The organism is Bifidobacterium olomucense (assembly GCF_012932375.1).
Taxonomy (GTDB): Bacteria; Actinomycetota; Actinomycetes; order Actinomycetales; family Bifidobacteriaceae; genus Bifidobacterium; species Bifidobacterium olomucense.
The window spans coordinates 60,351-86,292 of the sequence record NZ_JAAIIG010000009.1 but is presented as its reverse complement, the minus strand read 5'-3'; the positions used below and the strand labels follow the sequence as shown (position 1 = coordinate 86,292).

The window sequence follows — 25,942 nt, the reverse complement described above, 5'->3', positions numbered from 1 at the left end:
TGCCGCTGTGCCGAGCGTTACCTAGCTTGCGTTACCTACTTCACTACCTTCGGCTGAAGCCCGGCGGACTTGGCCACCGCGTTCTCCTGGCCACAGACCTTCAACCAGTTGGCCAACAGACGGTAGCCGTCCTGCGTCATCACGGACTCGGGGTGGAACTGCACCGCATACATCGGCTTGTCCTTCACGCGCAGTCCCTGAATAATGTGATCGCCCTGAGTCCATGCGGTCACTTCCAGCGTTTCGGGCACCGAAGTCGGCTCCACAGCCAGCGAATGGTAGCGCGTGGCGGTCATCGGATTGGCCACGCCTTCGAAAATCTCGTCATCCACATGCTCCACCAAGCTGGTCTTGCCATGCATGATGGTCGGCGCGTGGTCCACCGTCGCCCCATACACTTCGGCGAGCGCCTGCAGCCCGAGACACACACCGAACATCGGCTTGCTGATGCGCGCCGCCAAGCGAATCATCCCCTCGCTGGCCCCGGATTCGGCAGGAGCGCCAGGGCCGGGAGAGATCAGCACGCCGTCATACTCATCCAGTACACCGGGAGTTTCGGGGTCGATGGCGTCGTTGCGCACCACATCAACCGTGGCACCCAGCGTTTTCAAATAGCCGACGATCGTATACACGAACGAATCGTAATTATCCACCACCAGAATGCGTGCGGAATCGGTCATAGGGCTCTCCTTCGTGCGAACATCTGCTGCAAGTCATACTACTCAGCCCAGCTGCCGCATGAGCCCGACCGTCCACCGTCGCTGGCCGATTCCTCGGACGTCCCCGGACGATGTCCCGGACATCCCACGCGTTCTGGGCATATCCGTACCAATTAATGCGGTTCTGGGCATACACGTATGCTGAGGGGCCCAAAAACGGCCTCTTCGCCATACGGATATGCCCAGAACATACGGATATGCCCAGAAAGGGAGGGAGGAAGGGGCCGACAGAACTGACAGAACCTACAGAACCCGACAGAACCCGACAGGACCGTCAGAACCGCCGGAATCTACTGAGAAACTACTGCTGCGGCACGGCTACGAAGTTCGACATCTGCTGCAGGAAGGGGATATTGGCCGCGGCCCACGGGAATGTCCATTGGAACAGCGCAACGGCAGCGGCGAACAACAGGATCATCAACAGCAGCCAACGAATCGGGGCCACACCGGGCTGCAGACGCAGCAATCCGCCGTAGATGCTGGCGTCCGGACGGCGACGCTCACCCAAGCGAATCGCGCGCAGCAGCGGCCAGCGCCACGCCACAGCGGCGGCGATGAACAGAATCGCCCATAGCACCAGCGCACCGAACGCCACTTTGTCCAACGATCCGATCCGCGAGGAAATCGACGGCGTCTCGTTGATGGCGAACTTCACCGCACCGGACGAATCGGTGGTGGTCAATTCCTGAGGCACACCATCGGAGACCTTGGCCCAGTACTTGAGTTCGCCGTAGCTGATCCATCGATGCGTAGGCGTGGTGTACTTCGGCTCGCAGGTGGTCAACGTGATCATACGTTTGGTGGCGGCCGCAGTCTGGCTTTCGGGGTTGGGGGCGATGACGTACGTATCAGTGGGCAGCACGATTTCGTACCGCGTGTAGTGGTAGACGTACCAGTAGTCCTTGGTACGAATGATGATCGCGTCGCCCTCCTGCAGTTTGTCGACGTCGCCGAGCGGCTGGCCATAACCGTTACGATGGCCCGCCACCGCGAAGTTGCCCACCTGGCCGGGCAGCTGCGTGGTTTCGTAATGGCCTAATCCGTGGCGATTGAGCTGTTCGAGCGTAGTGCCTTCCACAATGTTGCGGTGCCACTGGGAGCCGAAGCGAGGGATATAGACCTGTGCGATGAGGTCGCCGTACTGCGGGTTCTCGGGCTGCGCGGGCGGGTCGCCCTCCTGCGCCTTGGCCACGCTGACCGTGCCGCCGCTTTTGCCCGGATCGCTCCAGTTCACCGACTTCGTGGTGCTGTTCTGCACCTGTTCGGCCTCCACGCCGGTCCACCACATCTGCCAGACGATGTACAGGGCGCAGATGGCGGCTGCGGTGAGCAGCAGTTCGGCGAAGATGCCCAGCGCCTGCCAGATCGGGCTGCGCCGGGTCGTCGAAGCCATGTCGACGTGGGTTCTTCCGTGTCTCATTACTGTCCTTACTGTCCTTGCCCCTCGCTCTGGGAATCGTCGGCGCTACCGGCGCTCTGCTCATCCTGCCCGTTCACCGTGGCGTATTTCAGCTGCTGCAGCAACGCCGCCGTGGCCGGGAATCGCAAATCGTCCTTTTTCTCCACCTTGTACCCGATGCCGAACACGGTCACATACTGTTTCAGGATGCCGATGGCCTTGGAATCGTTGAGGGCTTCGCGTAGCTGTTGCGGGTCGCCGATGGCGGAAATCGTGAACGGCGGCGAGTATTTCTTACCGTGCAGCGACAGCACATTGCCCGAGCAGATCACGGCCGAATTGAACAGCACCCGCTGGTCCATGATCATCATGGCCTCGGCGCCGCCCGACCACAGCGCGTTCACCACGGATTCGACGTCCTGCTGGTGAATCACGTAATCATTGATGTTTGCGGTTGAGCCATTGTTGTTCACCGCATTCTCCCACAGCGGGGAATCGTCAAGCGTTACGGTGACGCCTTCGCCGCTCAGCTCGGGCAGCATCAGGCCGGAATCCCCCGAATCGGCATTGCTTTCGGAATCATTCTTGGTGCCGGCGTTCAGCGCATCGGTAAGATTGGTCACCTGCTTGGTCAGATCGTTGACGTCCTGCTGCAGCTGATTGGCTTCGTCCACACCGCGTTCCACCAAGTCGGCCGTATCGTTGGTCACGGTGACGGTTCGATTGACCCGTACGTTGGTGCTGAGCAGGAAACCGGTCAGCGCGATGACGACAAACACCGTGACGCCGCCCAATATTGAGCGCCGTACACCATGCTTGCCTACGTGTCTGGCCATGAATTTCCTGCCATTTCCCGTCATTTTGCCGACTGTGGTCGCTGCTTTCGAGTCTAGCCACTATTATGACTTTTAGCCTATTGAATGGAGACTATGCTGATGGCTGACGAAGAGCTGCACGAAACCGACTCGAACGACCAGAAGGATTGGCAGAACGAGGTCAAGGCCGAGGAAACGTCCGCAGAGGATGCCAAGGACGTCGCTGAATCTGTTGAGTCCGGTAAGTCCGACGCGAGCGAGGATGAGGACGAGACTTACGGCGTGGATATGGAGCAGGTGCAGGCGGTGCTGAATGCCACTGCCGACAAGGCCACGCTCACCCCGCAGATGCAGCGCATGATGAACCGTCAGGCCGAAAACACCAAGCGCGTTGAAGAGACCATCAAGGGCACCAAGTCCAACCCGCGTTGGTTCGTGCCGGTGTTCTGCGCATTCATGATCGTCGGTCTGATCTGGTGCGTGGTGTACTACCTCTCTCCGACCGGCTCATGGCCGATTCCGAACATCGGCGCTTGGAATCTCGCCATCGGTTTCGCGCTGATTATGGTGGGCTTCCTGATGACGATGGGGTGGCGCTGAGGCTGCGCTGGGGGTTCCAGCGTGTGCTTGTATATGGTCGTTGCGTAGACAACTACATACGGCCACTGCAGATAAGACCACTGACATACGACGAAAACCGGTTTCCGTTCATACGGGACCGGTTTTTTACTGCTTTTACTGCCGGAACTCAACGCGTTATTGATGACTGGGGCTTGAGCTTGTGGCAGTAGGCGCTGCACGTTGCAATACGGTGTCGCGCCTACGACCGCCGCTTCGGGTTCGACGATGAATAGGGATGAGTCATCCCGGGCCGGGCTTTCCCAGACGACTTGTATGACGAGGAATCTGCCTTCAATCCCATCTTGGACGATATGCATCTCGATCAAATCGCTCGGCGCAGGCGACAATGGTGGCGGCGGGCCTTGTATCGCCGTACTGCTAGATGACCGATAAAGCCATCGGGCCGCTTCATGTACCGTTCGTTGTCCTGATGCATTGGGCAATCGTTTGACGCGGTCACCGGGACAATTTCCGTTGTCTCCGTTCGAGATTCTGCCTTGTTATACGGAACCGGGACAGTTCAACCGCCTGCAAGCGATTATCGGCACAGTGTGCATTCCTCAGAAACGTTGGAATTCCAGTCTTGTTAATCTGGGCTTACACGTGTTTTCCGTTTGCACATGTCCCGGTTGTTGCAAAAAGGCCAGATCGGTCTACCGGGACAGCCAAATCTGTCCCGGTTCGCGGATTTAACGTTTCACCCGGCAATCGTGCCAATAATACCGTATCGCGAACACTCCTCAATGCCTGTACAGCATGCGGCGAAATCGACGAGAGCGAAAACGTTCTCACGGGGGCAAGAGGCGTCGCGATTCTTCGCATGCGGTCGCGTCACCGACCGGAACATGTTCCGTATCTACGTCGAATGGATCCCTGCCCACCGTGAAGTGAAACCTCAAACACCGCGTAAGTTCCCATACATGTCTGCTATTGCTTTCACGGCTATAGAAGTTTTGGCCTAGGACTGCGGGAAGTTTCATGCCTGCCCGAACAGCAGCAAAGGCCGAGGCTTTCACGGCCATAAAACAATCGGGGACACGGCTCAAGTTTGCGCTCCCTCGCACAGCCGAACTCCGGCAGCGCCTAAGCCCCAACAGCATCTTGAGTCCTTACGAAGGCCCTCCTAGATTCCGCTGGTTCGCGCCGGAGCCATTTGTCGCCGTGCGGGGATTCGTCGAAAATCTCCCGTCTCTTCCGCACGCACAATGACGTGTGGATGGGGGAACACACGGAGGGACTTGCACCGTGCGGACTGTTTCTTGAAGCATGAACCGGGATTGCACACTGCATCATGCGGAATCGCATGGAATTATTCGCATCTTCATGTGGGTTGGGGGAGTTACCCACAGTTGTCCACGTGTTATCCACGAGTTATCCACAGACTTATCCACTCGATGTGGATGAATTACACAAATGTGGTTTAGCGTCAACTTATCCACCGAATGTGGAAAACCGTGTGGATAACTAGTGGATAAGTGGTGGATAACGTCTCTTTTTCTGTGAATAAGCGGTGTATAACACTGAAGATACCGGTTTCAGACGCTGAGGGTTTGGTGGATAGATGTATTGATGATGGAGTTATCCACATAATATCCGACAATCATTGTCCACAGTTATGCACCGTCATCCCCTTAGACAATGCACATCCAGCGGAGTTATCCACAAACTTATCCACTCTTGTGCACAACTGTGCACAACCCTTATGCACAATCGGCGGTATCGAGCCATTCATCAATGTGTACAACTCGATGTGCACAACTCAGCCCAACGTCAGATGGTGTCAGTCAAACAGTGATCAATGTACGCGAGCCGCGCTGCAGGTACCGATCACCAACGGATTAATCAGTGAAGCCAACCGTACGGATTGGCGGTATTGCACAGCAGCATCAATGCCACCACAAGCACCACCACGGACCATCCATACACCTGCATACGCCAGGCCAAGCTTTTGCCGCGCCACGGCTTGAGTCCTGCGACCAATAGCCAAGTCAACAGTCCACCGACCACAAACCCACCGATATGCGCCTGCCAAGCCACATTGCCGACCACGAACGGCAGCGCGAAGTTCACCGCCATCCACACCAGCATCGAGCGAATATCCGCTCCGATGCGACGGTACACCACCAGCAACGCCGCGAACAAGCCGAATAACGCGCCGGACGCACCGTAGGCGGCCGAGGCCCAGCCCTGCCCGCCGGGTGCCAGCAGCGCCCAGATCATCAGACCGAGCGAACCTCCCAGACCGGAGATCATGTAAAGGCCAAGGAACCGCCAATGCCCCATCATCCGCTCCAACATCGGACCTACCGAATACAAGGCGATCATGTTGAACAGGATGTGCAAGATGGAGTTCGGCGCATGCAGGAACATCGACGTGACTATGGTCCATGGCTCCGCAATCATCGTGGCCGGGGCCGCCATACCGCGCACGATCAACCACTGCTGTAATACCGGAGCGATGAATCCGTCCAGCACCTCCACCAGCCACACCGCTGTACAGACCACGATAAGCGCCCACGTGATAACCGGGCCGCCACGTTCCCATTGATACCGAATCTGCTGTTTGGTAGGCATACGCATGGGTCCACTGTATCCAATGCCGCGAACGCCGAAACGCCAAATTCCTGAGGCTCTCATTCGGGCATTCAGGCATTCAGGCATAAGGACGTGTCTGGCGACGGGTACTTGCCAAACACTGGCCGGAAAACACTGAAGAAGACCATGAAGCGTCAGCGTTTAGCCAAGAAGAGGCAATCATCCGCCGCTTGCGGGTCTATCCGGCGTTATCCTGCCATTTCTTGGCCGGCACCCGCCGCTATGAGGGTTACGCGCGGCGGATTCGTGCCAATCGATACCCGAACAACCACGGAATTTGCTCATGTGCAGGGAGACGCTGCCACTGCTTGGCACTCCAACTACGCCGATAAATCGCCGGGGCATGTCATTCCACCCAATCAACACAATCGCCGGCCTAGAATAGGGAGCAGAGTCGGTCTGAATGGGCAAACCGACCAGACGATCCCCAGGGAAAGGAGCCGTCATGGAGAACAAGTCTTCTAACGGTTGGAAGTTCTTCGCGCTGCTGTTCGGTGCACTACTTGCCGCAGTGGTGGGTCTGTACATCTACAAGCAGCAGAACCCGGATTACGATCCGTGGGAGGAGCCGTGGGAGAACAGCTCTTCGCCGGTGGATTTGGGGCTGAACAAGGCCGCTGAGAAGGAAGCTGCGGGCAGTGAGGAGGAGCCCGAAGCCGCCCCTGCCGAGGCCTGATTTCCAGCTATTATTACGAGAGCCCTCGCAGCCGTTGGGTTGCGAGGGCTCTCGTCTGTTCTGCGTCTGTTCTGCGTCAATGATTTCAACCGTCCGTTCTGCGAGAATTTCGGTAGAACGATTATCCGGACCGACTCCTGGGCCGATCACTTATCAACCGATTTGATTACCGGATCGGTTGACTACCAGACCGGTTACCGGGCCGGTTGATTATCAGAACGATTCATTTCGGACTGGCTGATTATCGGGCAGACTATCGAGCAGATGCATCTCTCCGGCATTGCTTGGCATTATCAACATTGAAGTTGACGCTGAAGGGGTGGGGGGGTGCGCATCCCGACGCACTCAAGTCCGTTTGGCCAAGCTTACAGTCGGGATGCGCACTCCCCGCCCCTTCATCTGCGTTCCAAGACATCGATCAGCGAGCTGACTATCCGCCCAGCCGCCCAGCGTACGTTTTTCCAGAGAAGATCCGCTCTTTTCTGGAGGAACGTACGCTGACAGTCACTGAGCGTACGTTCCTACAGATGACATCATTATTACTCTGGAAAAACGTACGCCGCGGACACTCCGTCAGTCAGGCGAGCGGACCAGTGTGCCAGATACGCTCCAAATAATCCTCAATAGAGCGATCGGAGCTGAAGAAGCCGGAGTTGGCCACGTTGAGCAGGGCCTTGCGGTTCCACTCAAGCGGATCACGGTAGAGCTTCTCGATCTCGGCCTGAATGTCGGCATAGGCGGAGAAGTCGGCCAAGGTCATGAACCAATCCTTGGTCAGCCAATCGGCCACGAGCGGGGCGTAAGCGTTGCGGTCACCGTTGGAGAAGGTGCCGTTTGCCACCAGATCGATGGCCTGCTTCAGGCGAGGATCGGCCTCGTAGTACTTGGCCGGATCGTAACCGTCGGCGTAGAGCTTCTCGACCTCGTCCACGGTCATGCCGAAGAGGAAGAAGTTCTCGGCACCGACGCGCTCACGGATCTCAACGTTGGCGCCGTCGAGGGTGCCGACAGTCAGAGCACCGTTCAGGGCGAACTTCATGTTGCCGGTACCGGAAGCTTCCTTGCCGGCCTGAGAGATCTGCTCGTCGAGTTCGGTGGCCGGAATCAGGTTCTGAGCCATCTCGATGTTGTAGTTCGGCAGCATGTGGACGGCCAGCTTGCCCTTGACGTCCGGGTCGTTGTTGACAACCTTGGAGACGTTGTTGATCAGCTGGATGGTCATCTTGGCCAGGTAGTAGCCCGGAGCGGCCTTGGCGCCGAAGAACACGGTGCGCGGCAGGATGTCGTCGGCGGAGACGGTGCCGTTCTTGATGGCAGCGTACTTGGAGATGACGGCCAGGATCTTCAGGCTCTGGCGCTTGTACTCGTGCAGACGCTTGACCATGGTGTTGAACATGGTGTTCTCGTCGATGTCGAGACCGTAGTGGTCCTTGGCGAAGCCGACGAACGCGTGCTTGTTGGCGGCCTTGACGGCGGCGAACTTCTTGACGAATTCGTCGTCCTTGGCCAGCGGTGCCAGACCCTCAAGCAGTTCGAGGTCGGAAAGCCACTTGTCGGTGCCAAGACCCTCGGTGATGAGGTCGGACAGGCCCGGGTTGGCGAGCTTGACGAAACGACGCGGGGTCACACCGTTGGTCACGTTGGTGAACTTGGACGGGTAGACGTCGGAGAAGTCCTTCAGGGTCATGTCCTTGAGGAGCTGGGAATGCAGGGCAGCCACGCCGTTGACGTGGGAGCCGCCGTACGTGGCCAGGTAGGCCATGCGGACGGAGTCGCCGGTGTAGATGCGCATGCGCTCGATGGTCTCGTCGGCGACGCCCTTGCCCTTGAGCTCGTCTTCGAACTGCTCGTTGATCTTCTCGATGATCTCAAGGTGACGCGGCAGCAGTTCGCCGATCAGGCTGGCCGGCCAGACTTCCAGTGCCTCAGGCAGCAGGGTGTGGCAGGTGTAGTTGAAGGTCTTGACGGTGATGTCCCAAGCGGTATCCCAGTCGTAGTCGTACTCATCGATGAGGATGCGCATGAGCTCCGGGATGCCGATCACCGGGTGGGTGTCGTTGAGCTGGAAGGTGATCTTGTTCGGGAAGGTGGTCAGGTCCGGCTTGTCCTGGCCCGGGTAGAAGACGCGGATGGCGTCATGCAGGGAGGCGGACACGAAGAAGTACTGCTGTTCAAGGCGCAGTTCCTTGCCGACCTTGGTGGAATCTTCCGGGTAGAGGATCTTGGAGATGTTCTCAGCCTTGACCTGCGGCTTGACGGCGTCCATGTACTCGGAGCGGTTGAACGCGAGCAGATCGAACTCGTCGTAGCTCTTGGCGGTCCACAGACGCAGGGTGTTCACACGCTGGGACTTGTAGCCCGGCACCAGGTAATCAACCGGCACGGCGCGCACGGACCAAGCCGGCTTCCACACCTTCTTGCCGTTCTCCTCGACGACTTCGCCGCCGAAGGAGACCTTCTGGTCACGGTTGTAATCGATGTGGCCCCACGGCTCTTCGTTGTTCAGCCAGTAGTCCGGGGTCTCTACCTGCTTGCCGTTCTCATCGAAGGTCTGCTTGAAGATGCCGTACTTGTACTGGATGCCGTAGCCGAAAGCCGGAACGCCCAAGGAGGCGAGGGAGTCGATGAAGCAGGCGGCGAGACGACCGAGGCCACCGTTGCCGAGGCCCGGTTCGTATTCGGCATCGATGATGTCTTTCGGCTGGAAGCCCAGGGCCTCAACGGCGCTGTCGAACTGGTCGGTCAGGCCAGCGTTGAGCAGAGCGTTCTCCAGCTGCTTGCCCATCAGGAACTCTGCGGAGAAGTAGCCCACGGCCTTGGTGTTGCCGTTGACGGTGTCAGCCTGGGTCTTGAACCAGGCGTCCGCGAGGTGGTTGCGCACGGCCTTGGAGGCAGCGACGTACACGTCGGCTGCGGTGGCCTGCTCAGGAGTGACGTTCTGAGTGTACTTGAGTTGCTCGCGAATCTCGTCGGCGAACTGATCCGCCGTGACGGGAGACTTAGGTGCGGTGATTTCGGTCATTCTGACTTTCCTTCCGGGATAATTGCCCGATTCCATTATGCCGCGAGATAGGTATCGCCACATGGACGCACACATGAACACTCCGTAACAGCTTTGACGTGAAGTCTCATGCATACGTTCTCATTGGTAGAGTAGCACGGCTCCATCGCTTGCGCATCCCGCCGCATGTCATCGTTTTCATCGTTTGGTCATACAGTTGATCACAGTTGCCCGAGAATGCCTACCAGCAAGTGTTTTCCCAGTGAATCAGCCGGCTGAAAACCGCCGTATCCGATCATGACCAGCCACCGCCACCGGCCGACCGTCTGCCAAGCACCCGCTGACCGGGCGCGATGCGATGATGGAGCGCATGGCAGTCATTCTCGAAAAAGATCTGGCCCGCGGGCAAGCGGCCTTTGCGCAGTGGTGCCACGCGGCGCACGAATCGTTGGCGTCGGCGGAATCAATGGGATCATTAGCGTCAGCGGACAATCATGGAATTACCGCAGCACCCGCCCCGGCGCTGTCCGTCAGCCCGGCGCTGCCCCGCAACATGTGGGCAATGGCGGTGCGGTATTCGCTGTTTCTCCTCGAACGACGCGCACCCGGCCCCGGCGTGGAAGTGCGCGTGGCGCCTTGGGGCGCAATCAAGATTCTCGACGGACCAGAATCGGACCCGCATAATCTCACCCCGCCGGACGTTATCGAACTCGACCCGGACGTGTGGTTGCGACTGGCGGCAGGCATCACGACTTGGGCGCAGGAAAAGGACGCCGGGCACATTACGGCCGTCGGCGAACGTGACGACCTGAGCGATCTGTTGCCGCTGGTCTGATCTGGCTCACGGACCCCGCCCACTCACCAGTCCGCCTCACTGCAAGCGCAAAACAAAAGCGCCCGCGGTAAGGCGGACGCTTGGAAAAGATTGAAACCCGATATCAGTCGGCATCAATCGGCTCGTACAACGAACCGATCACTGCTTCGGCTTGAGTGCGCTCGGAATCGGGCGCGGCTTCGGCATCGGAATCGGCTTATGCGGTGCAGCCGGCTTAGCCGTAGTCTTCGGAAACTCGCCACTGGTTGCCTTCGCGGCAGCCTCGGCGGCCCACTTGGCGTACTCATCAAGATCATCATCGGCTGGCGTGGAAGCGGTCGGCTGCGCACCAGCGGCAACCTCATCAGAAATCTCAGATTCGGCGTCCGCATCGTGGGCATACTTGGCTTCGATATCGGCAAACGGATCAGGAGAACCCTCCCCAGGCTCCTGCTCACTCAGCTCCTTGGCCAGCTCATCATAATCGGTATCGGTAGTCAGATACTTAAGCTTACGGGCTATTTTCTGCTGCTTGGCTTTCTGACGTCCGCGGCCCATACGACCCCCTGCGATTACTGTGCTGTTCGATTCATCAACATACGAGAGTACCACCTCTTGCGCTCTTGTTCGTTGTCGGCTCACACTTTTACCATAAAAGCGTTTATTTTACGGCGTATTCAAAGGATTTTGCATGACCGACGAGCAGCACGAGCAGCAACTGACCGCTGCAGGCAACGAGATGAGCGCAAGCTTCCTGGCAGCCAAGAAGCGTTCGGACGAAACGCTCGCCAAGCTGGAGGCGAATCCGGGCAAGTTCACGATGCTCACCGGCGATCGTCCGACCGGCCGTCTGCATCTGGGCCACTACTTCGGCTCCATCAAGGAGCGCGTGGCCATGCAGAACAAAGGCGTGCACTCGAACATCATCATCGCCGACTATCAGGTGATCACCGACCGAGACACCACCGAACACATCCAGGACAACGTGCTGAACCTCGTGCTGGACTACATGGCCGCCGGCATCGACCCGAAGCAGACCATGATCTACGCGCACTCGGCCGTGCCGGCCGAAAACCAGCTGCTGCTGCCGTTCCTTTCCTTGGTCACCGAAGCCGAACTGCACCGCAACCCCACCGTGAAGTCCGAGATGGAGGCTTCCGGCCACGCGCTGACCGGCCTGCTGCTCACCTACCCGGTGCATCAGGCATGCGACATCCTCTTCTGCAAGGCCAACGTGGTGCCGATCGGCAAGGACAACCTGCCGCACATCGAGATCACGCGCACCATCGCCCGTCGCTTCAACGAGCGTTACGCCAAGAAGCACCCGGTGTTCCCGGAGCCGGCCGCGATCCTGTCTGACGCCCCGGAGATTCCGGGTCTCGACGGACGCAAGATGAGCAAGTCCTACGGCAACTCCATCATGCTGGGCGCCACCGCCGAGGAAACCGCCAAGCTCATCAAGAAGAGCCCGACCGATTCCGAACGTCGCATTACCTTCGACCCGATCGCCCGCCCGCAGGTTTCCGCCCTGCTGACCACCGCAGGCCTCGTGACCGGCCGCGACCCGAAGGAGATCGCCGAGGAGATCGGTGATGCCGGCGCAGGCGCGCTGAAGGCCTATGTGATCGAGTCCGTGAACAACTTCCTGGCACCGCACCGCGAACGCCGCGCTGAGCTGGCCAAGGACATGGACTACATCCGCGACGTGCTGCATGACGGCAACAAGCGCGCCAACGCCATCGCCGAGGAAACCCTCGATCAGGTGCGCGAGGCCATGGGCATGAAGTACTGAGTTTTCGCGCTGTTGCATTTTCGCCAACGCAAGGGTTCGGGACGATTTTCCAGATGGACCAGATGGAATCGTTCCGGGCCCTTTTTCGTTGCCGGGTTATAGGAATTTTCGGTTTGGCCTTACGCGAGTAGGCGCGTGCAGGTGTTGTTTTCCGTGTGGAGAATAAGAGGCGTTCCTCTGGACGTCATGAAAGTGGAGGCGCGCCAACGCGATGCCGAATTTATGTCAATCTGCAGCCGCCTATGCCCCGCATTGGCGGCGCGCTTACGTTTTACCCGCTTTATCCACGCATCCGCGTATTTCTGCCTTACAAGGGGCTGATTCCCGTCTGTGGGAACATCTATCTGCGTTACAAGGGGCTGCGCCGGAACGATAACACCCATATTCGGTCCTACGCGCCAACGATGTCACGCTGTTTTATAGGCCTACGTACTTGGCTAACAGCCCCTTGTAGAGCGGATAGATCTTCTGACGGACGACAATCAGCCCCTTGTAACGCAGAAATATCCTTAGTGCCTTACTCATCGCATAACCGGCGAGGTGTTTCCGCTCATTTCGCGCAGCACGGCAACCAATCGGCATCCCCCAAGGCGAGACCATTCGCATCGTCCCACCCTATTTGCGGAACATTCAATAGACTCGCTTGCCGGCTACAAACGTCATTGCCACATGTGCAGGCATCGCGCGCATGACTTCAGGCGCAGCAGCATACGGGTCGGCGTCCAGAAGCACGATGTCCGCTGGATCGCCGGCTTCAAGCCGATCGCGCCCCACAGCGGTTGACGCGCCCAGTGCCACTTCGACCGGCAAGCACTGTTCGGGCTGGAACGGCTCACGATCCGAGCTTTCGGTACCGAACACGGCAGCGGAAATGGCCAGCCACGGGTCGAGCGGTGCGACAGGGGCATCGGAGCCCATGCGCAATTGGGCCCCTGCATCGTAGAGCGAACGGAACGGATATGGAATGCCGGCGGGGTTGGCCCAGAATCGGGTGATGACGTCACGGTCGTCCATCGCGTGCTGCGGTTGAATGCTAGCGGTGAGGCCCAGTTGCGCAAAGCGCGGGATGTCAATGGGTTTCAGCATTTGCGCATGTTCGATGGAACCATGCGCATGTGTAGCCGCAGCTGCATCGAGCACTATCGTGTTCGCCTCGTCACCGATGGCATGACAAGCGATGTCGAAGCCGTGCTCGGTGGCGAGCCTCATGTAATCCTCGATCTGTTGCGGCGTGTAGCTCAACGTGCCATAGGTAGGCGGCTCAATGCCGGAGTATGGGCTGGAACAGTAGGCGGATCGCGTATTCAGCGACCCGTCCGAAATGAGTTTCATAGCGCCGACTCGGCCCAAACCATTGCTTCCGGGCAACGCCTTGCCGGTATGCCAACCGGCATCGATGGCGTTCTGCAACCGTTCGGGATATACGCCGGCGTCCACGCGCAATGTATTGATGCCGGCGGCAAAGCGGTCAATCCACGTGTCGATGTTTTCGGCCATCTCATAATCACGAATGCCCACCACGCCTTTCGACACGGCATCCCGCTCGGCTTCACGAAGCAAACGGTCGGTCTCCTCGGCAGCGCCGGGTGCTTTATCGAATTGGGTGTAGGCGTCGAACCATTCGAGTTCGCCCACAAGTCCAGTATGTTCGTCCGCATGCACGCCGAGCCGCCGGGCAGCCGCGGAATTCACCCACCCGCAGTGCATATCCGCACTGGAAAGCGCTACCGGCTGTTCACCAGTCACTGCATCGATAGCGGCAAGCGTGGGCTGTTCGTCATCAGCCCACAGTGAATGGCGGAATCGCATGCCTACCACGAACACATTGGGGTCAAGAGTCCCAGATGCGCGACGCTCGTCCAAATGCGCTCGCAGCATGGACATCGCCTCCGACGCCGAACGGGCACTGATCAGGTCGAGACGACCGAGAGTTTTGGCCCATTGCGTGAAATGCGTATGACAATCCCATAGGCCGGGGATGACCCACAGACCGTCGGCGTCAATCGTGGTTGCATCCGGCATCGCCTTGCCGGCGATATCTTCGCCAGCGGGATGAACACTGGCAACAACACCATCCCGAAGAACCAAATCCGCACGGGTTCGAGATCCGGGAATTCCAGCATTGACAATACGCACCAAGCTACTCATATCTGTATCATGCCACTACCAAATCGTCTGGAGCCCGATATGTTCAATCTCAATGTCCGGGTATTGAACGGCGTCGAGCGATGTACGGGCATGCGCACATGCACGAACGCACAATGCCACCAGAGCAAAGGATCCAGTTATCCACCAAGTTATTCACATTTATCCACCGAGATAACAGGCTGGCAGACAAGCATAGGTATATGCCTCTAGACTCAACCCCACCGCACCGAACGCATCGGACCGAACGCATCACGAAGGGGTGATCCGTATGAACAGTTCATACACATTGACCGAATTGACCGCAGTGAAATATCAGCGCATGGACATATGTAGCGCAATCCGGCGCCGCACCGTTTGGCGACCTCCATACGCTTTGACCACGGCACTCGAACTGCTTTCCGTGGAAATGCCACGAATCGCGAGCAACCATCAACGGATGATGAACTCGACCGTAGTCGCTGTTCCGCATCCCAACGCCAAACGCCACGTGCAAGGAATAACCGCAGTCGTATGGCCGTTTTCGATCGATACGGTTACCGTTGACAACCAATTCATCTGTACATCGCCGACTTGCACGTGGGCGATGCTGTCACCTTATTTGGAACTTGAAGAACTCATTGTGCTGGCTGATTCCATGATGCGCCGCGACAGACGTCTGCGTCGAACAACCATCGACGCCCTCTCCTTGTATCTAGACAACGCATATCGCCAGGTGCAGGAAGCCCAAGACGATGGAAAAGCCAGACGTCTCTTCCGCGGATACAACAATTGCCGCCGCGCTTTGCTTCTGGCACGCAGCGGAACCGATTCCTCCATGGAAACCCGCACGCGATTTGTGCCTCCTCGATATGGGCTCGACATGCCACAAGTCAACTACCCCATTTATATAGGTCGCAGCACGAAGCCCTTGTACCTTGACCTCGCGTATCCGGAATTCAAAATCTGCATTGAATATGAGGGCTCGCATCACGCCAGACAATGGCTGGGGGATGTGAAAAGACGTCAGGACATTGAAGATGACGGATGGAAATATCTTCAGGCCACCAAACTGGATATCGGCTATGAAGATCGCGAAGAGGCGCTTGCGCGACGCATCGCGGACAAGATGCAGGAAGTTACCGGAAAGACCATTCAGCTCACGCCACGCAAAACCATCCGGCAACTCTGCGATGCAAGAACCACAAAACGGGCACCGCTTTATGAACGGCTGCGCTTCGCGCCATTGCTCCCCATATCTCACGCATAGTCGGCTGCGGCGAGCGCCAGGAGCGCCCTTACATCTCCGCCGCCGCGCCTCTTCCTCCACCGACCAATTCACGCATCAATTCACACACCAATTCGCTTACAAGGGGCTGATTCGGTCTGCGTCGGAGATCTATCTGCTCTACAAGGGGCTGCCAGAGCGGACGCACAACATAAAAACGTCTCCACCGCACCGATATTTCGCCATTGCCGATGCTTTATGCCCGGCGGGCAGCCCCTTGTAGAGCAGATAGAACTTCCGGCAAGCGGGAATCAGCCCCTTGTAAGCGAATTAGACGTCAACTTTGGCATACACAACAACCAGAACACCGATAAACACCGACATTCACGAGCAATACAAGCACCAGAACAAACTCCGCGAAAACCGCAATCGACACGGCAATTGTCTTCGCTCTCATCAACCTTCACCGGAACGGTAACAGCCACAAATCCGAACTCCGGGAATGATTGGCCACGCTGTTTGATGCTTTCCTCGATCAAAAATAGTTATTGCCATAAGGGCAGACACAGATCATAAACGTCACGAAGCCCCGCCCCCGGCAAAGGGCAAAAAGTTAGACTCAGCGCCTCGCCCAAGGCAGCAACGGCGTGCATCGCACGCCGCCCGCCGCACCGCACATCACCGCACGTCACTGCTCGCCGCAAACCTCGGCCTCCATGGCTTCCATCGGCTCGTCGACCAACACGGATCCGGAGGGCAGCGCCCCCGGCAACGGGTCATCCATGTAATGATCGAATTCGTACAGCATCTGCTCGTTGGGCTTCTCGGTAATCAACGAGACCACCACAATCAGCAGCAGCGAAATCAGGAATGCCGGCAGCAGCTCGTAAATGGCGAAGATGCCGCCCAACGGCTTCATCACGTTATGCCAAATCAGCACCACGGCAGTGCCGGAAAGCATGCCGGCCACCGCCCCGGCCTTGTTGGCACGACGCCAATACAGCGCGCACAGCATCAACGGGCCGAAGGACGCACCCAAGCCGGCCCATGCATACGAGACCACCTGGAAGATGGAGGAGTTCTGGTCGTAGGCCACCAACACCCCGAAGATAAACATGAGCACCAACGTCAAACGGGCCACGATCATCACCTGACGGTCGGTCGCACGCCGATGGAACAAGCCGCGGAAGATGTTCTCGCCCATGGCCGAGGCACCGATGATCATGTACGAGGAGCTGGAGCTCATCGAGGCCGCGAAAATACCGGACACCACCACGCCGCACATGAAGCTCGGCAGCAGGGTCTGAGCCAGCACGATGAAAATGGTTTCGGCATCCGTGGAGGTGAGCAACTCGGTCGGCATCATCGCGCGACCGACCAAGCCGATGCACACGGCGCTGGCCAACGACAGCACGCACCACAGTGTCGCGATGATACGGGACTTGCGCACCTCTTCCACGCTACGGATGGACAGGAAGCGCACCAGTACCTGCGGCATGCCGAAGTAACCCAGACCCCACGCCAGCATCGAAACAATGGTGATGATGCCGTATTCGCTGGGTTCGCCGAACACCGCACGACCAGCCTCAACCAGCTGACGGCCGGTGTCCGGGTCGAGCGTAGGCGAAGCCACTTGCGTGCCGGAGATGTAGCCGGGGATGGACTTGAGGAAGGCCACGGTGTTGTCGATGCCGCCGGCATTCGCCACCGTACCGATGAACACCACGGCGAGTGCGAAGAACATCAGCAGACCCTGAATGAAATCGGTCATGACCACCGACAGGTATCCGCCGACCACAGTGTAGATGAACACCACCAACGCGCCCAGAATCATCATCAGGTGGTAGTCAAAGCCGAACAGCGTGGCAAACAGCTTGCCTACGGTGACGAAGCAGCTGCCGACGTAGACGCTGAAGAACACCAGAATGATAATGGCGGCGATGGTGGAGATCACGCCTTTGGTGTCGTGGAAGCGCTTGGCGAAGAAGTCCGGAATGGTGATCGCGTCACCGGCCACCACCGAATAACGGCGCAGGCGCCGGGCCACGATCTTCCAGTTCAAATACGTACCGATGGCCAAGCCCAGCGCGGTCCACATCGGGTCGGCCGCACCGGTGAAGTAGGCAAGGCCCGGCAATCCCATGAGCAGCCAGCCGGACATATCCGACGCTTCGGCGGAGAGGGCCGTCAGCCATGGCCCCACGCCGCGGCCTCCTGCGAAGTACTCCTTGGAGGACGAGTTGGACCGCTTGGAGTACACGAATCCGATGGACAGCATGGCCGCAAAATAAATAACCATGGCCAGGAGAATCCAGAAATCGCTTGCCACACTAACCGCCTTAGATCAACGACTCCGCCCCTCCCCGACGCCCTTGAATCAGGAACGTCAGCACACAGCCGGCTGAAGGGGAGTTACGGGGTATATGCCATCGCAGCCCCGGCAAAGGGCCTTCGAAAACAATCTTTCTCTCAGGCTGACCTTTCCCGAACGCACGGACAAAGCCCTGCAATTGAGACGATTATGTCTCAGAGTGTGGCGTCATTATGGTGTCGGCATGGCCTCGGATCGACGTCGGCATGGCCTCGGCACCGCCCGCCCCGCGAGCGGCACCGAACGCTGCATTGCCGCGATATGCCCAGATGTATCACGCGACCCCGCGCAATAACCCCGCTAAATGTCGTAACGCCAAGACTTATCAGTGATCACGCGGGCCATGGCCAAGCCGATCGGCAGACAGATGATCACCATGAACGCCTTGAACGCCCAGTCAAGCGCGGTCAGCGTATCGAACGACCCCAAGTGGAACATGGCCTGATACATGTACAGGCCAGGCACCATGATCACGATGGACGGCACGGTCAGGCAGATGCGAGGGTATCCGAAGTGCGGTGCCAGCCAGCCCTTGCGCACGGACGAACGCCAGGCCGTGGCGAGCAGACCGGCCAGCAGAGCGCCGATGAACGCACCCGCCTCCGCCGGCACGCCATGGTCGACGATCTCAAGTCGCAGCGTATCGGTGATGGCGCCGATGATCGCGGCGACGAGGCACATGCGCTGCGGCGAATTGAACATGATGGAGAAGCCCCAGACTCCGAGGAACGCGAACACGAAGCGCAGCGCACCATTCACCCACACGTTGAGGCCGAGCGGCTCGAATCCGGTCGGATTGAGGTGCACGATCGAGGCCACCATCCAGCCGGCGAGCGTAGCCATGAGCACAATGCACAGGAAGTACGCCAATCGTTGAATGCCCGAGGGGAAGTCGATTTTCGCCATGTCAAGGCCGCTGGTGATAAGCGGGAAACCGGGAATGACGAACAGCATCGCGCCGATGTAGGCGGTGTCGTGCTGCAAGGCGATCGGGTCAAGCAAACCGATTAAGCGCAACGTGCCGGTGCAGGCCAGCGCCGCCACCGCCACGCACACGAACGTGACGAAGAATTGGTTGAGATGGTGCGCGAACAGCCGGCGACGCAGCCAGTGGCCGAGTCCGGCGCCGACGAACGCGCCGATCATGTCGTACGGGCCGCCGCCCAGCAGAAATACGAAGGACGCACAGGCGATGGCAGAGGCCAGACCGGCAAACGCAGGTGAGTACAGCGGCTTGCGATGCTCGATCATGTCGAGTCGCTCATGCGCCTGACGCACGGTGATGCCGGACGCCCCCTTGGTCTTGGAGTCTGAGTCGACGTAATCGAAGTGTTCGGCGTATTCCTTGGGCGGTTTGCGATTCGCCAGCTTGTGTTTGCGCGGTGCCGCTGATTCCTTGGCCGGTGACTGCGCTTCCGCCCGTTCCGCCTCACGCGCCCGTTCATCGGCGGCGCGGGCCGCCAACGACTGCGTCATCGCCGCCTGCGACCAGTCGGTTTCGTGCACGTGCAGTTGGTGGGCGCGCGGGTCACCGGGATCGGTGTGGCGACTGGCGTCCTCAAGCGCGTCAAGTACGGCGTCTTGACCTGGTGCGACGTCAGCGCGCTCGGATTTCTCCTCTTTGCGCAACTGTTTGGAGAGGTCAGCGGAGACCTGCGAGGCGTCCTTCGCGTCGAGGTGCTGCATCAGCCCCTGGGAGACTTCCGGCTGGACGTGATACATCGATTCCTCGCCCAGATTCACGCTGAACCAGTCGGCGTAATGCTCCAACAGCCAGATACGTTCGGTGTTCACGCCGGTGCTCGGCAAGTCGATGACTTCGGTGATGCGCTCCTTGCCGTCCGTGCAAGCGGCTTCGATGTCGGTCAGGTTCACGTCGGCGCGCACATGTACACCCAGCGGGTATGCGATGCGATGCATCATTTCGCGCACACGGAACGAACCGGTGCCGGCGCTCAGGTCCAGCAGGCCGACGCGCACGATCACGCTGGCTTTGGCGGCGATGCCCGCCTCGGCGATCGGCTTGTCCCAGTCACGCTCGATGTCTTCCATATCCAGCGGAATGGAGTGGGTATGGAAGTGCTGCACCGCGATGGCACCATGTTCGTTGGGTTTGTGATGTTCCTGATGCGCTTCGGTATGGTTCGTGTGCTGTTCCATATGATTCCCATCCGGTTAGTGGTGGCGTAGGTTGATTAACGTCGATGAGCAAGATTTCCCGAGGTTTCAAGGTAGCGCGTCGCCTTCCCCACATACCCCGACATCCACTTCCATGTCCATTTTCCGGACATACGACGGTCGGCATACGACTGTTCCACCAATCGAAAATGGACTTCGTAACCTAAGTGGCGATTAGCCGGCGGTACACTGTTGCCCACACAACAACCACGTTGGATATGGGCTGTGGGCTCGCAACGACTGGCCTCAACAACCGCGGAGGAGCCGCGGACGACCGGCAGACCGAGCAACCTGATATTCAGCAAAGGAGGTTATATGGCAACATCCGAAGAACAGATCACTCCGGCTGACGCTGCCATCGTCACCACCGGGACCGGCCGAAAGGGCCCGGAGGAGCATGATCTTCCCCAAAACCTCAAGTACGACATGGATTTGTGTCTGCGAATCCTGCGCGACGTACTGGGCGAATACAACCCCGAGCTGCTCTCCACCTTCGATACCGTGCGCAATTACGCGGTCGAAGCCAGCGCCGAGCACTTCGGCGGCGGAGAGGATCCGAACCCCGGCCATGACGGACTGAAGGCCGCCGTCGAGGTCATCGACAAGATGAACCTGCACGACGCTCAGCTGCTGGCCCGCGCGTTTGCCACCTACTTCCACCTGGCCAACCTCTCCGAGGAGAACTACCGCGTCTCCGTGCTGCGCCAGCGCGAAAACGAAGTCACCGACGATCAGGCCTATGACCCGGTCAACGAAATGACTTCCGCCTACCACCAGCTCATCAACGAGATGGGCCCGGCCAAGGCCAAGGAGCTGCTCGACAGGCTCGAATTCCACCCGGTCTTCACCGCGCACCCCACCGAGGCTCGCCGCAAGGCCGTGGAAGGCAAGATTCGTCGTATTTCCGAGCTGCTGGAAGAGCACAAGATTCTTGGCGGATCGGATAAGAAGGAGAACTGCCGTCGCCTCTACAACGAGATCGACGCACTGTTCCGCACTTCCCCGATCGCACTGAAGAAGCCGACCCCTGTTGAGGAAGCCGATACGATTCTCGACATCTTCGACAACACCCTGTTCCACACCATCCCCAAGGTCTACCGTCGCTTCGACGACTGGGTCCTGGGCGATAAGGCCGGCTTGGTGCCGCCCGTGTGCCCGGCGTTCTTCCACCCCGGCAGCTGGATCGGCTCCGACCGCGACGGCAACCCGAACGTGACCGCCAAGGTCAGCCGTCAGGTGGCCCGCAAGTTCTCCGATCATGTGCTCGCCGCCCTTGAGGAAGCCACCCGCACTGTGGGCCGCAACCTCACGATGGAGGCCGAGACCACGCCGCCGAGCTCCGCGCTGCGCATCCTGTGGAGCCACCAGAAGGAAATGAGCGAGCGTCTGACCGACAAGGCCGCCCTGATTTCCACCAAGGAGCTGCACCGCGCGGTCATGCTGGTGATCGCCGATCGTCTGCATTACACCATCGAGCGTGACGCCGATCTGATGTACCACACCTGCGAGGACTACATCGCCGATCTGAAGACCGTGCAGCAGTCCCTGGCCGATGCCGGTGCCAAGCGTTCCGCCTACGGCCCGCTGCAGGATCTGATCTGGCAGGCCGAGACCTTCGGCTTCCACATGGTGGAGATGGAGTTCCGTCAGCACTCCGTAGTGCACTCCCGCGCCCTTGCGGATATCCGCGAGCACGGACTGCACGGCGAGCGTGGCGATCTGCAGCCGATGACCCACGAGGTGCTCGACACCTTCCGCGCCCTCGGTTCCATCCAGAAGCGCAACGGCACCAAGGCCGCACGCCGCTACATCATCTCCTTCACCAAGAGCGCCCAGAACATCAAGGATGTCTACGAGCTCAACCGTCTGGCCTTCGCCCACCCGGAGGACGTGCCCACCATCGATGTGATCCCGCTGTTCGAGCAGCTTGAGGATCTGCAGAACTCGGTGGACGTGCTTGAGGAAATGATCAAGATCCCCGAGGTTCAGGCTCGTTTGAAGGCCACCGGCAACAAGCTGGAGGTCATGCTCGGCTACTCCGATTCCTCGAAGGACGCCGGCCCGACTTCCGCAACGCTGGCCCTGCACTCCGCTCAGGAGCGCATCGCCAAGTGGGCTGAATCGCACAACATCGACCTGACCCTGTTCCATGGCCGCGGCGGCGCCGTCGGTCGTGGCGGCGGCCCGGCCAACCGTGCAGTGCTGGCCCAGCCGGTCGGTTCCGTGAAGTGCCGCTTCAAGCTCACCGAGCAGGGCGAGGTCATCTTCGCTCGTTACGGCAACCCGGTGCTCGCCATCCGCCACGTGGAGTCCGTGGCCGCGGCAACCCTGCTGCAGTCCGCTCCGAGCGTGGAGAAGCGCAACACCGACATGACCGAGAAGTACGCCGACATGGCGCACGCACTCGACGATGCCGCCCACGAGCGCTTCCTCGATCTACTGCACACGCCTGATTTCGCTCAGTGGTTCTCCACCGTGACGCCGCTGACTGAGATCGGTCTGCTGCCGATCGGCTCCCGCCCGGCAAAGCGTGGTCTCGGCGCCAAGTCCCTCGATGATCTGCGTACGATTCCGTGGATCTTCTCCTGGGCTCAGGCTCGCATCAACCTGGCCGCTTGGTACGGCCTCGGCACCGCATGCGAGAAGTTCGGCGATCTGAAGACGCTGCGCGAAGCCTACGAGGAATGGCCGCTGTTCTCCACCTTCATCGACAACATTGAGATGTCCCTTGCCAAGACGGACGAGCGCATCGCCAAGATGTACCTCGCCCTGGGCGATCGCGAGGACCTCAACGAGAAGGTGCTGAACGAGATGGAGCTCACCCGCAAGTGGGTGCTCGACATCGTCGGCGACAAGTGGCCGCTGCAGCACCGTCACGTGCTCGGCCAGGCCATCCGCATTCGCTCTCCGTACGTGGACGCGCTGTCCGTCACTCAGGTGCTGGCCCTGCGTTCGCTGCGTAAGAAGGTGGACAAGGAAGAACTCAGCCAGAGCCAACAGGCCGGATTCATCTACCTCATCCTCTGCACCGTCTCCGGCGTCGCCGCAGGACTGCAGAACACAGGCTGACGTTTTGGCCGGCGTTCGCGGTTCGCGCCGCGTAACGCCGCTGGTGAAGCCCGGTGGACTTCACCAGGCCAAAACGTAGCGGAGTTTTTGCATAGTAGCTTTGCGCATGCAAAAACTCCGCAGCACAGCACCACCGCGGCTCAGCGGTGGTTCCTTTTCCAGGAAGCCTCGCTCAAACGAGCGGGGCTTCCTCGTTTTTATATTCCTTTATATTCTTTTATAATGTTTTATATTCTTTTATAATCTTTATATTTAGGCACGGGGGATCGAGGCCACAATGACTTCAATGCGACAGAGCAATCCATTCAAACCGACTGCCGGCCGCATGCCTCCACTGCTCATCGGTCGCGATACCATCATCGACGACTTTGAAGAAGGACTCGATGACGGCCCCGGCGCACCCGGCCGCCTCATGCGTGTCACTGGTGCGCGAGGAGTAGGTAAAACCGTCATTTTGACCGAGTTCGGGCGTATCGCTAAAGCACGAAAATGGGAGGTCATTGACGAAACCGCTTCAGAAGGGCTGGCTCAGCGGCTTCTGAACCGCCTCGCGCCAGACAAGCCTTCAGTAAATCTATCTCTTAAACCTTCGGTCTCCATCGCCGGACTTGGAGGAGTCAGCCTCGGTGAAGCTAGCGTGTCATCAAAACAAATGCCATTGACGCTGCGAGCCGCAATGGGCCAACGACTCGATGCGTTGGAACGCAAGAACGCCGGCCTGTTGGTGACCATCGATGAGGCCCAGGCTGCCGAACGATCCGATATGGTCGCTATCGCCACGGCCGTGCAGCACTTGATTCGTGAGGAACGCAATATTGCCTTCGTATTCGCCGGTCTACCTACCATTGCATCCAAATGGCTCAACGATGAGGTGCTCACGTTCTTGCGACGCGCCCAGTCGGAACAATTGGGCGATATCCCTCTGCAAGATGTCCGGGATGCTTTTGAAGACACCTTCGAGGATTCCGGCATAGCCATTGAGGGAACAGCACTGGACATGGCGGCCAAGGCTACGGAAGGGTATCCGTTTATGATTCAGCTGGTCGGATACCACATTTGGCGCATTGCCTATCGTCGAAGCAGAAACCTCGACATCAAGAAACCGGATTCCATCACCGTAACCGAACAAGATACCGAGCAGGGCATCGCCAATGCACTCAGCCGGCTCGGTGATGCCGTGCATGGCCCGGAACTCGATGGCCTATCTCCGATTGACAAAACATATCTGCTTGCGATGGCCCAGGATGATGGTCCATCCTCAACCTCCACCGTGGCAGAACGCATGGGCAAGGATGTGGCGTATGCGAACATCTACCGCACCAGACTTATCGAAGCACAGGTAATTAAAGACATGGGCTACGGAAAGGTAGATTTTGCCATTCCTTATCTACGCCAGTATCTGCGCGAGCATGCAGCCTATATCCGTATGAATTCCTCCGGAACCAGCCTGTAAGCCGCATGAGCCCCCAGGCCAACATCACCGCTTTGTGGATTCGCGTTCGATGAGCTTGTAGCCCACGCTCACCGTCTGCGGGAAGAACTCCTCATCGGGATGTTCGATGCGGCGCATTAACAGCGTCAAAGCAGAGTTTGCCATGCCTTTGAAATCGGTAGCGACGGTGGTGAGCGTCGGCACGGTGTAGGCGCCCTGGCTCAGACCATCGAAACCGATCACCAATACATCATCCGGCACATGCACGCCACCGTCGGCCAAGCCGCGGAGCACGCCGATGGCGATGCCATCGTTCAGGCAATACAGGCCATCGTATTTGGTGCGCCCTTTGGCAATGGCCCGACCGGCTTCAATGCCGCCGTCAATCGACCATGCGCATTTGATGAAGTCCTTTTTCTCATCGAACTTCAGCCCAGCTTTTGTGATTTCATCGGCTGCAGCACGCATACGCATATCGCGGGAGCCCGGGATAATGGCCCGACTGGGATCACGGTTGTCGCCGACGATGCCGATGCGCTTGCAACCACGCTCGATCAGATGGCGAACAGCCACGCGGGAGCCCGCATCACTCGGAGCATTCACCGTGTCAATCTGCAGGTTGGTGTCGTAGTTCTCCAGCAATACCGCTGGATGATGGCGAAGAATATCGACGGCACGTGGCGCATTGATAGCGATGATGCCGTCCGAGAAGCTGTACGAGAGGTCGTTATCGTCGGTGAGGTAGCGGGAGAGCTCAATCAACATATGAGATCCGCGCTCATGCACCGCCTCAGCCACGCACATGGCGAGATTCGAGAAGTAGTCGCCTTCAATGCCTGACGTGAGGAAGGTGATGGTGTCGCTTCGACCTGAACGCAGGGAGCGGCCGGAAAGGTTGGTTTTATAGCCAAGTCTGCGGGCTGCATCTTTGACGCGCTGCATAGTCTCCGGCTTCACGTAATCCTTGCCGCGCAAGGCTGCCGAGGCAGTGGTGGCAGTCACGCCAGCTAACTCGCCTACATCTTTTAACGTAACCATGGCCACACATCTCCTGATGATGGTTGAAATCTGATATCTCTTCATCGTTGAGATAGCTATCAGAGTAGCG

At 58.8% G+C, this 25,942-nt stretch carries 17 protein-coding genes; 7 read left to right on the top strand and 10 right to left on the bottom strand.

Going from position 1 to position 25,942, the window contains the following annotated elements; translation table 11 throughout:
* Positions 1 to 35: 35 nt before the first annotated feature.
* The 3 genes from G1C97_RS09390 to G1C97_RS09380 all read right to left on the bottom strand — a co-directional run bounded on the left by G1C97_RS09390 (position 36) and on the right by G1C97_RS09380 (position 2,954).
* Complete coding sequence (locus G1C97_RS09390; protein ID WP_169241536.1) at positions 36 to 680, bottom strand: anthranilate synthase component II; 645 nt, start codon at positions 678 to 680, stop codon at positions 36 to 38.
* A gap of 340 nt (positions 681 to 1,020) precedes the next feature.
* Positions 1,021 to 2,139 (bottom strand): class E sortase, encoded by a 1,119-nt coding sequence (locus G1C97_RS09385; RefSeq protein WP_169241535.1) that lies wholly within the window; start codon positions 2,137 to 2,139, stop codon positions 1,021 to 1,023.
* A gap of 8 nt (positions 2,140 to 2,147) precedes the next feature.
* Entirely contained in the window at positions 2,148 to 2,954 is an 807-nt protein-coding gene (locus G1C97_RS09380; protein ID WP_100497036.1) for a DUF881 domain-containing protein, read from the bottom strand.
* Positions 2,955 to 3,047: 93 nt separating this feature from the next.
* Between G1C97_RS09380 and crgA the strand changes: the two genes are divergently transcribed.
* On the top strand, positions 3,048 to 3,533 hold the full coding sequence (crgA, locus tag G1C97_RS09375; protein ID WP_205832596.1) for a cell division protein CrgA: 486 nt from the start codon (positions 3,048 to 3,050) through the stop codon (positions 3,531 to 3,533).
* A gap of 1,863 nt (positions 3,534 to 5,396) precedes the next feature.
* On the opposite strand, the gene G1C97_RS09370 is transcribed toward crgA, so the two are convergent.
* Positions 5,397 to 6,134 (bottom strand): rhomboid family intramembrane serine protease, encoded by a 738-nt coding sequence (locus G1C97_RS09370; RefSeq protein WP_169241533.1) that lies wholly within the window; start codon positions 6,132 to 6,134, stop codon positions 5,397 to 5,399.
* 460 nt (positions 6,135 to 6,594) lie between these two features.
* Between G1C97_RS09370 and G1C97_RS09365 the strand changes: the two genes are divergently transcribed.
* Positions 6,595 to 6,825, top strand: coding sequence for a hypothetical protein (locus G1C97_RS09365; protein WP_165775918.1), 231 nt, complete (start codon positions 6,595 to 6,597; stop codon positions 6,823 to 6,825).
* 577 nt (positions 6,826 to 7,402) lie between these two features.
* Here the strand turns inward: G1C97_RS09365 and G1C97_RS09360 are convergent.
* Complete coding sequence (locus tag G1C97_RS09360; RefSeq protein ID WP_169241532.1) at positions 7,403 to 9,847, bottom strand: glycogen/starch/alpha-glucan phosphorylase; 2,445 nt, start codon at positions 9,845 to 9,847, stop codon at positions 7,403 to 7,405.
* A gap of 337 nt (positions 9,848 to 10,184) precedes the next feature.
* On the opposite strand from G1C97_RS09360, the gene G1C97_RS09355 reads away from it, so the two are divergent.
* Positions 10,185 to 10,661, top strand: a complete 477-nt coding sequence (locus tag G1C97_RS09355) for a sterol carrier family protein (protein WP_169241531.1) — start codon at positions 10,185 to 10,187, stop codon at positions 10,659 to 10,661.
* A gap of 138 nt (positions 10,662 to 10,799) precedes the next feature.
* Here G1C97_RS09355 and G1C97_RS09350 read toward each other — a convergent pair whose 3' ends face one another.
* A complete protein-coding gene (locus G1C97_RS09350) occupies positions 10,800 to 11,198 on the bottom strand; it encodes a DUF3073 domain-containing protein (protein WP_169241530.1) in 399 nt (132 codons plus the stop codon).
* Between the two features lie 133 nt (positions 11,199 to 11,331).
* On the opposite strand from G1C97_RS09350, the gene trpS reads away from it, so the two are divergent.
* Positions 11,332 to 12,432 (top strand): tryptophan--tRNA ligase, encoded by a 1,101-nt coding sequence (trpS, locus tag G1C97_RS09345; protein WP_100497028.1) that lies wholly within the window; start codon positions 11,332 to 11,334, stop codon positions 12,430 to 12,432.
* A gap of 630 nt (positions 12,433 to 13,062) precedes the next feature.
* Here trpS and G1C97_RS09340 read toward each other — a convergent pair.
* Positions 13,063 to 14,580: an amidohydrolase gene (locus G1C97_RS09340; protein WP_169241529.1), complete on the bottom strand. Its 1,518-nt coding sequence runs from the start codon at positions 14,578 to 14,580 to the stop codon at positions 13,063 to 13,065.
* A gap of 268 nt (positions 14,581 to 14,848) precedes the next feature.
* Between G1C97_RS09340 and G1C97_RS09335 the strand changes: the two genes are divergently transcribed.
* The gene (locus tag G1C97_RS09335; RefSeq protein WP_169241528.1) at positions 14,849 to 15,826 is read left to right on the top strand and encodes a hypothetical protein; all 978 of its coding nucleotides are present in this window, start codon (positions 14,849 to 14,851) and stop codon (positions 15,824 to 15,826) included.
* A 646-nt stretch (positions 15,827 to 16,472) separates the two neighbouring features.
* Here the strand turns inward: G1C97_RS09335 and G1C97_RS09330 are convergent.
* Both G1C97_RS09330 and G1C97_RS09325 read right to left on the bottom strand, forming a co-directional pair.
* The gene (locus tag G1C97_RS09330) at positions 16,473 to 18,113 is read right to left on the bottom strand and encodes a sodium/proline symporter (protein ID WP_335341359.1); all 1,641 of its coding nucleotides are present in this window, start codon (positions 18,111 to 18,113) and stop codon (positions 16,473 to 16,475) included.
* Positions 18,114 to 18,455: 342 nt separating this feature from the next.
* Positions 18,456 to 20,315 carry a threonine/serine exporter family protein gene (locus G1C97_RS09325; RefSeq protein WP_169241527.1) on the bottom strand — a complete coding sequence of 620 codons (1,860 nt, stop codon included), beginning with the start codon at positions 20,313 to 20,315 and terminating at the stop codon, positions 18,456 to 18,458.
* 333 nt (positions 20,316 to 20,648) lie between these two features.
* On the opposite strand from G1C97_RS09325, the gene G1C97_RS09320 reads away from it, so the two are divergent.
* Positions 20,649 to 23,402 (top strand): phosphoenolpyruvate carboxylase, encoded by a 2,754-nt coding sequence (locus G1C97_RS09320; protein ID WP_169241526.1) that lies wholly within the window; start codon positions 20,649 to 20,651, stop codon positions 23,400 to 23,402.
* Between the two features lie 277 nt (positions 23,403 to 23,679).
* Positions 23,680 to 24,855 carry an ATP-binding protein gene (locus G1C97_RS09315; protein WP_240951094.1) on the top strand — a complete coding sequence of 392 codons (1,176 nt, stop codon included), beginning with the start codon at positions 23,680 to 23,682 and terminating at the stop codon, positions 24,853 to 24,855.
* 24 nt (positions 24,856 to 24,879) lie between these two features.
* Here G1C97_RS09315 and G1C97_RS09310 read toward each other — a convergent pair whose 3' ends face one another.
* Complete coding sequence (locus G1C97_RS09310) at positions 24,880 to 25,872, bottom strand: LacI family DNA-binding transcriptional regulator (RefSeq protein WP_100497018.1); 993 nt, start codon at positions 25,870 to 25,872, stop codon at positions 24,880 to 24,882.
* Positions 25,873 to 25,942 lie beyond the last annotated feature (70 nt).

Bases quoted from the DNA above. Each gene is read 5' to 3' on its own strand.
- G1C97_RS09390 (WP_169241536.1), bottom strand. From the start codon at position 680: ATGACCGATTCCGCACGCATTCTGGTGGTGGATAATTACGATTCGTTC.
- G1C97_RS09385 (WP_169241535.1), bottom strand. From the start codon at position 2,139: ATGAGACACGGAAGAACCCACGTCGACATGGCTTCGACGACCCGGCGC.
- G1C97_RS09380 (WP_100497036.1), bottom strand. From the start codon at position 2,954: ATGGCCAGACACGTAGGCAAGCATGGTGTACGGCGCTCAATATTGGGC.
- crgA (WP_205832596.1), top strand. From the start codon at position 3,048: ATGCTGATGGCTGACGAAGAGCTGCACGAAACCGACTCGAACGACCAG.
- G1C97_RS09370 (WP_169241533.1), bottom strand. From the start codon at position 6,134: ATGCGTATGCCTACCAAACAGCAGATTCGGTATCAATGGGAACGTGGC.
- G1C97_RS09365 (WP_165775918.1), top strand. From the start codon at position 6,595: ATGGAGAACAAGTCTTCTAACGGTTGGAAGTTCTTCGCGCTGCTGTTC.
- G1C97_RS09360 (WP_169241532.1), bottom strand. From the start codon at position 9,847: ATGACCGAAATCACCGCACCTAAGTCTCCCGTCACGGCGGATCAGTTC.
- G1C97_RS09355 (WP_169241531.1), top strand. From the start codon at position 10,185: ATGATGGAGCGCATGGCAGTCATTCTCGAAAAAGATCTGGCCCGCGGG.
- G1C97_RS09350 (WP_169241530.1), bottom strand. From the start codon at position 11,198: ATGGGCCGCGGACGTCAGAAAGCCAAGCAGCAGAAAATAGCCCGTAAG.
- trpS (WP_100497028.1), top strand. From the start codon at position 11,332: ATGACCGACGAGCAGCACGAGCAGCAACTGACCGCTGCAGGCAACGAG.
- G1C97_RS09340 (WP_169241529.1), bottom strand. From the start codon at position 14,580: ATGAGTAGCTTGGTGCGTATTGTCAATGCTGGAATTCCCGGATCTCGA.
- G1C97_RS09335 (WP_169241528.1), top strand. From the start codon at position 14,849: ATGAACAGTTCATACACATTGACCGAATTGACCGCAGTGAAATATCAG.
- G1C97_RS09325 (WP_169241527.1), bottom strand. From the start codon at position 20,315: ATGGAACAGCACACGAACCATACCGAAGCGCATCAGGAACATCACAAA.
- G1C97_RS09320 (WP_169241526.1), top strand. From the start codon at position 20,649: ATGGCAACATCCGAAGAACAGATCACTCCGGCTGACGCTGCCATCGTC.
- G1C97_RS09315 (WP_240951094.1), top strand. From the start codon at position 23,680: ATGACTTCAATGCGACAGAGCAATCCATTCAAACCGACTGCCGGCCGC.
- G1C97_RS09310 (WP_100497018.1), bottom strand. From the start codon at position 25,872: ATGGTTACGTTAAAAGATGTAGGCGAGTTAGCTGGCGTGACTGCCACC.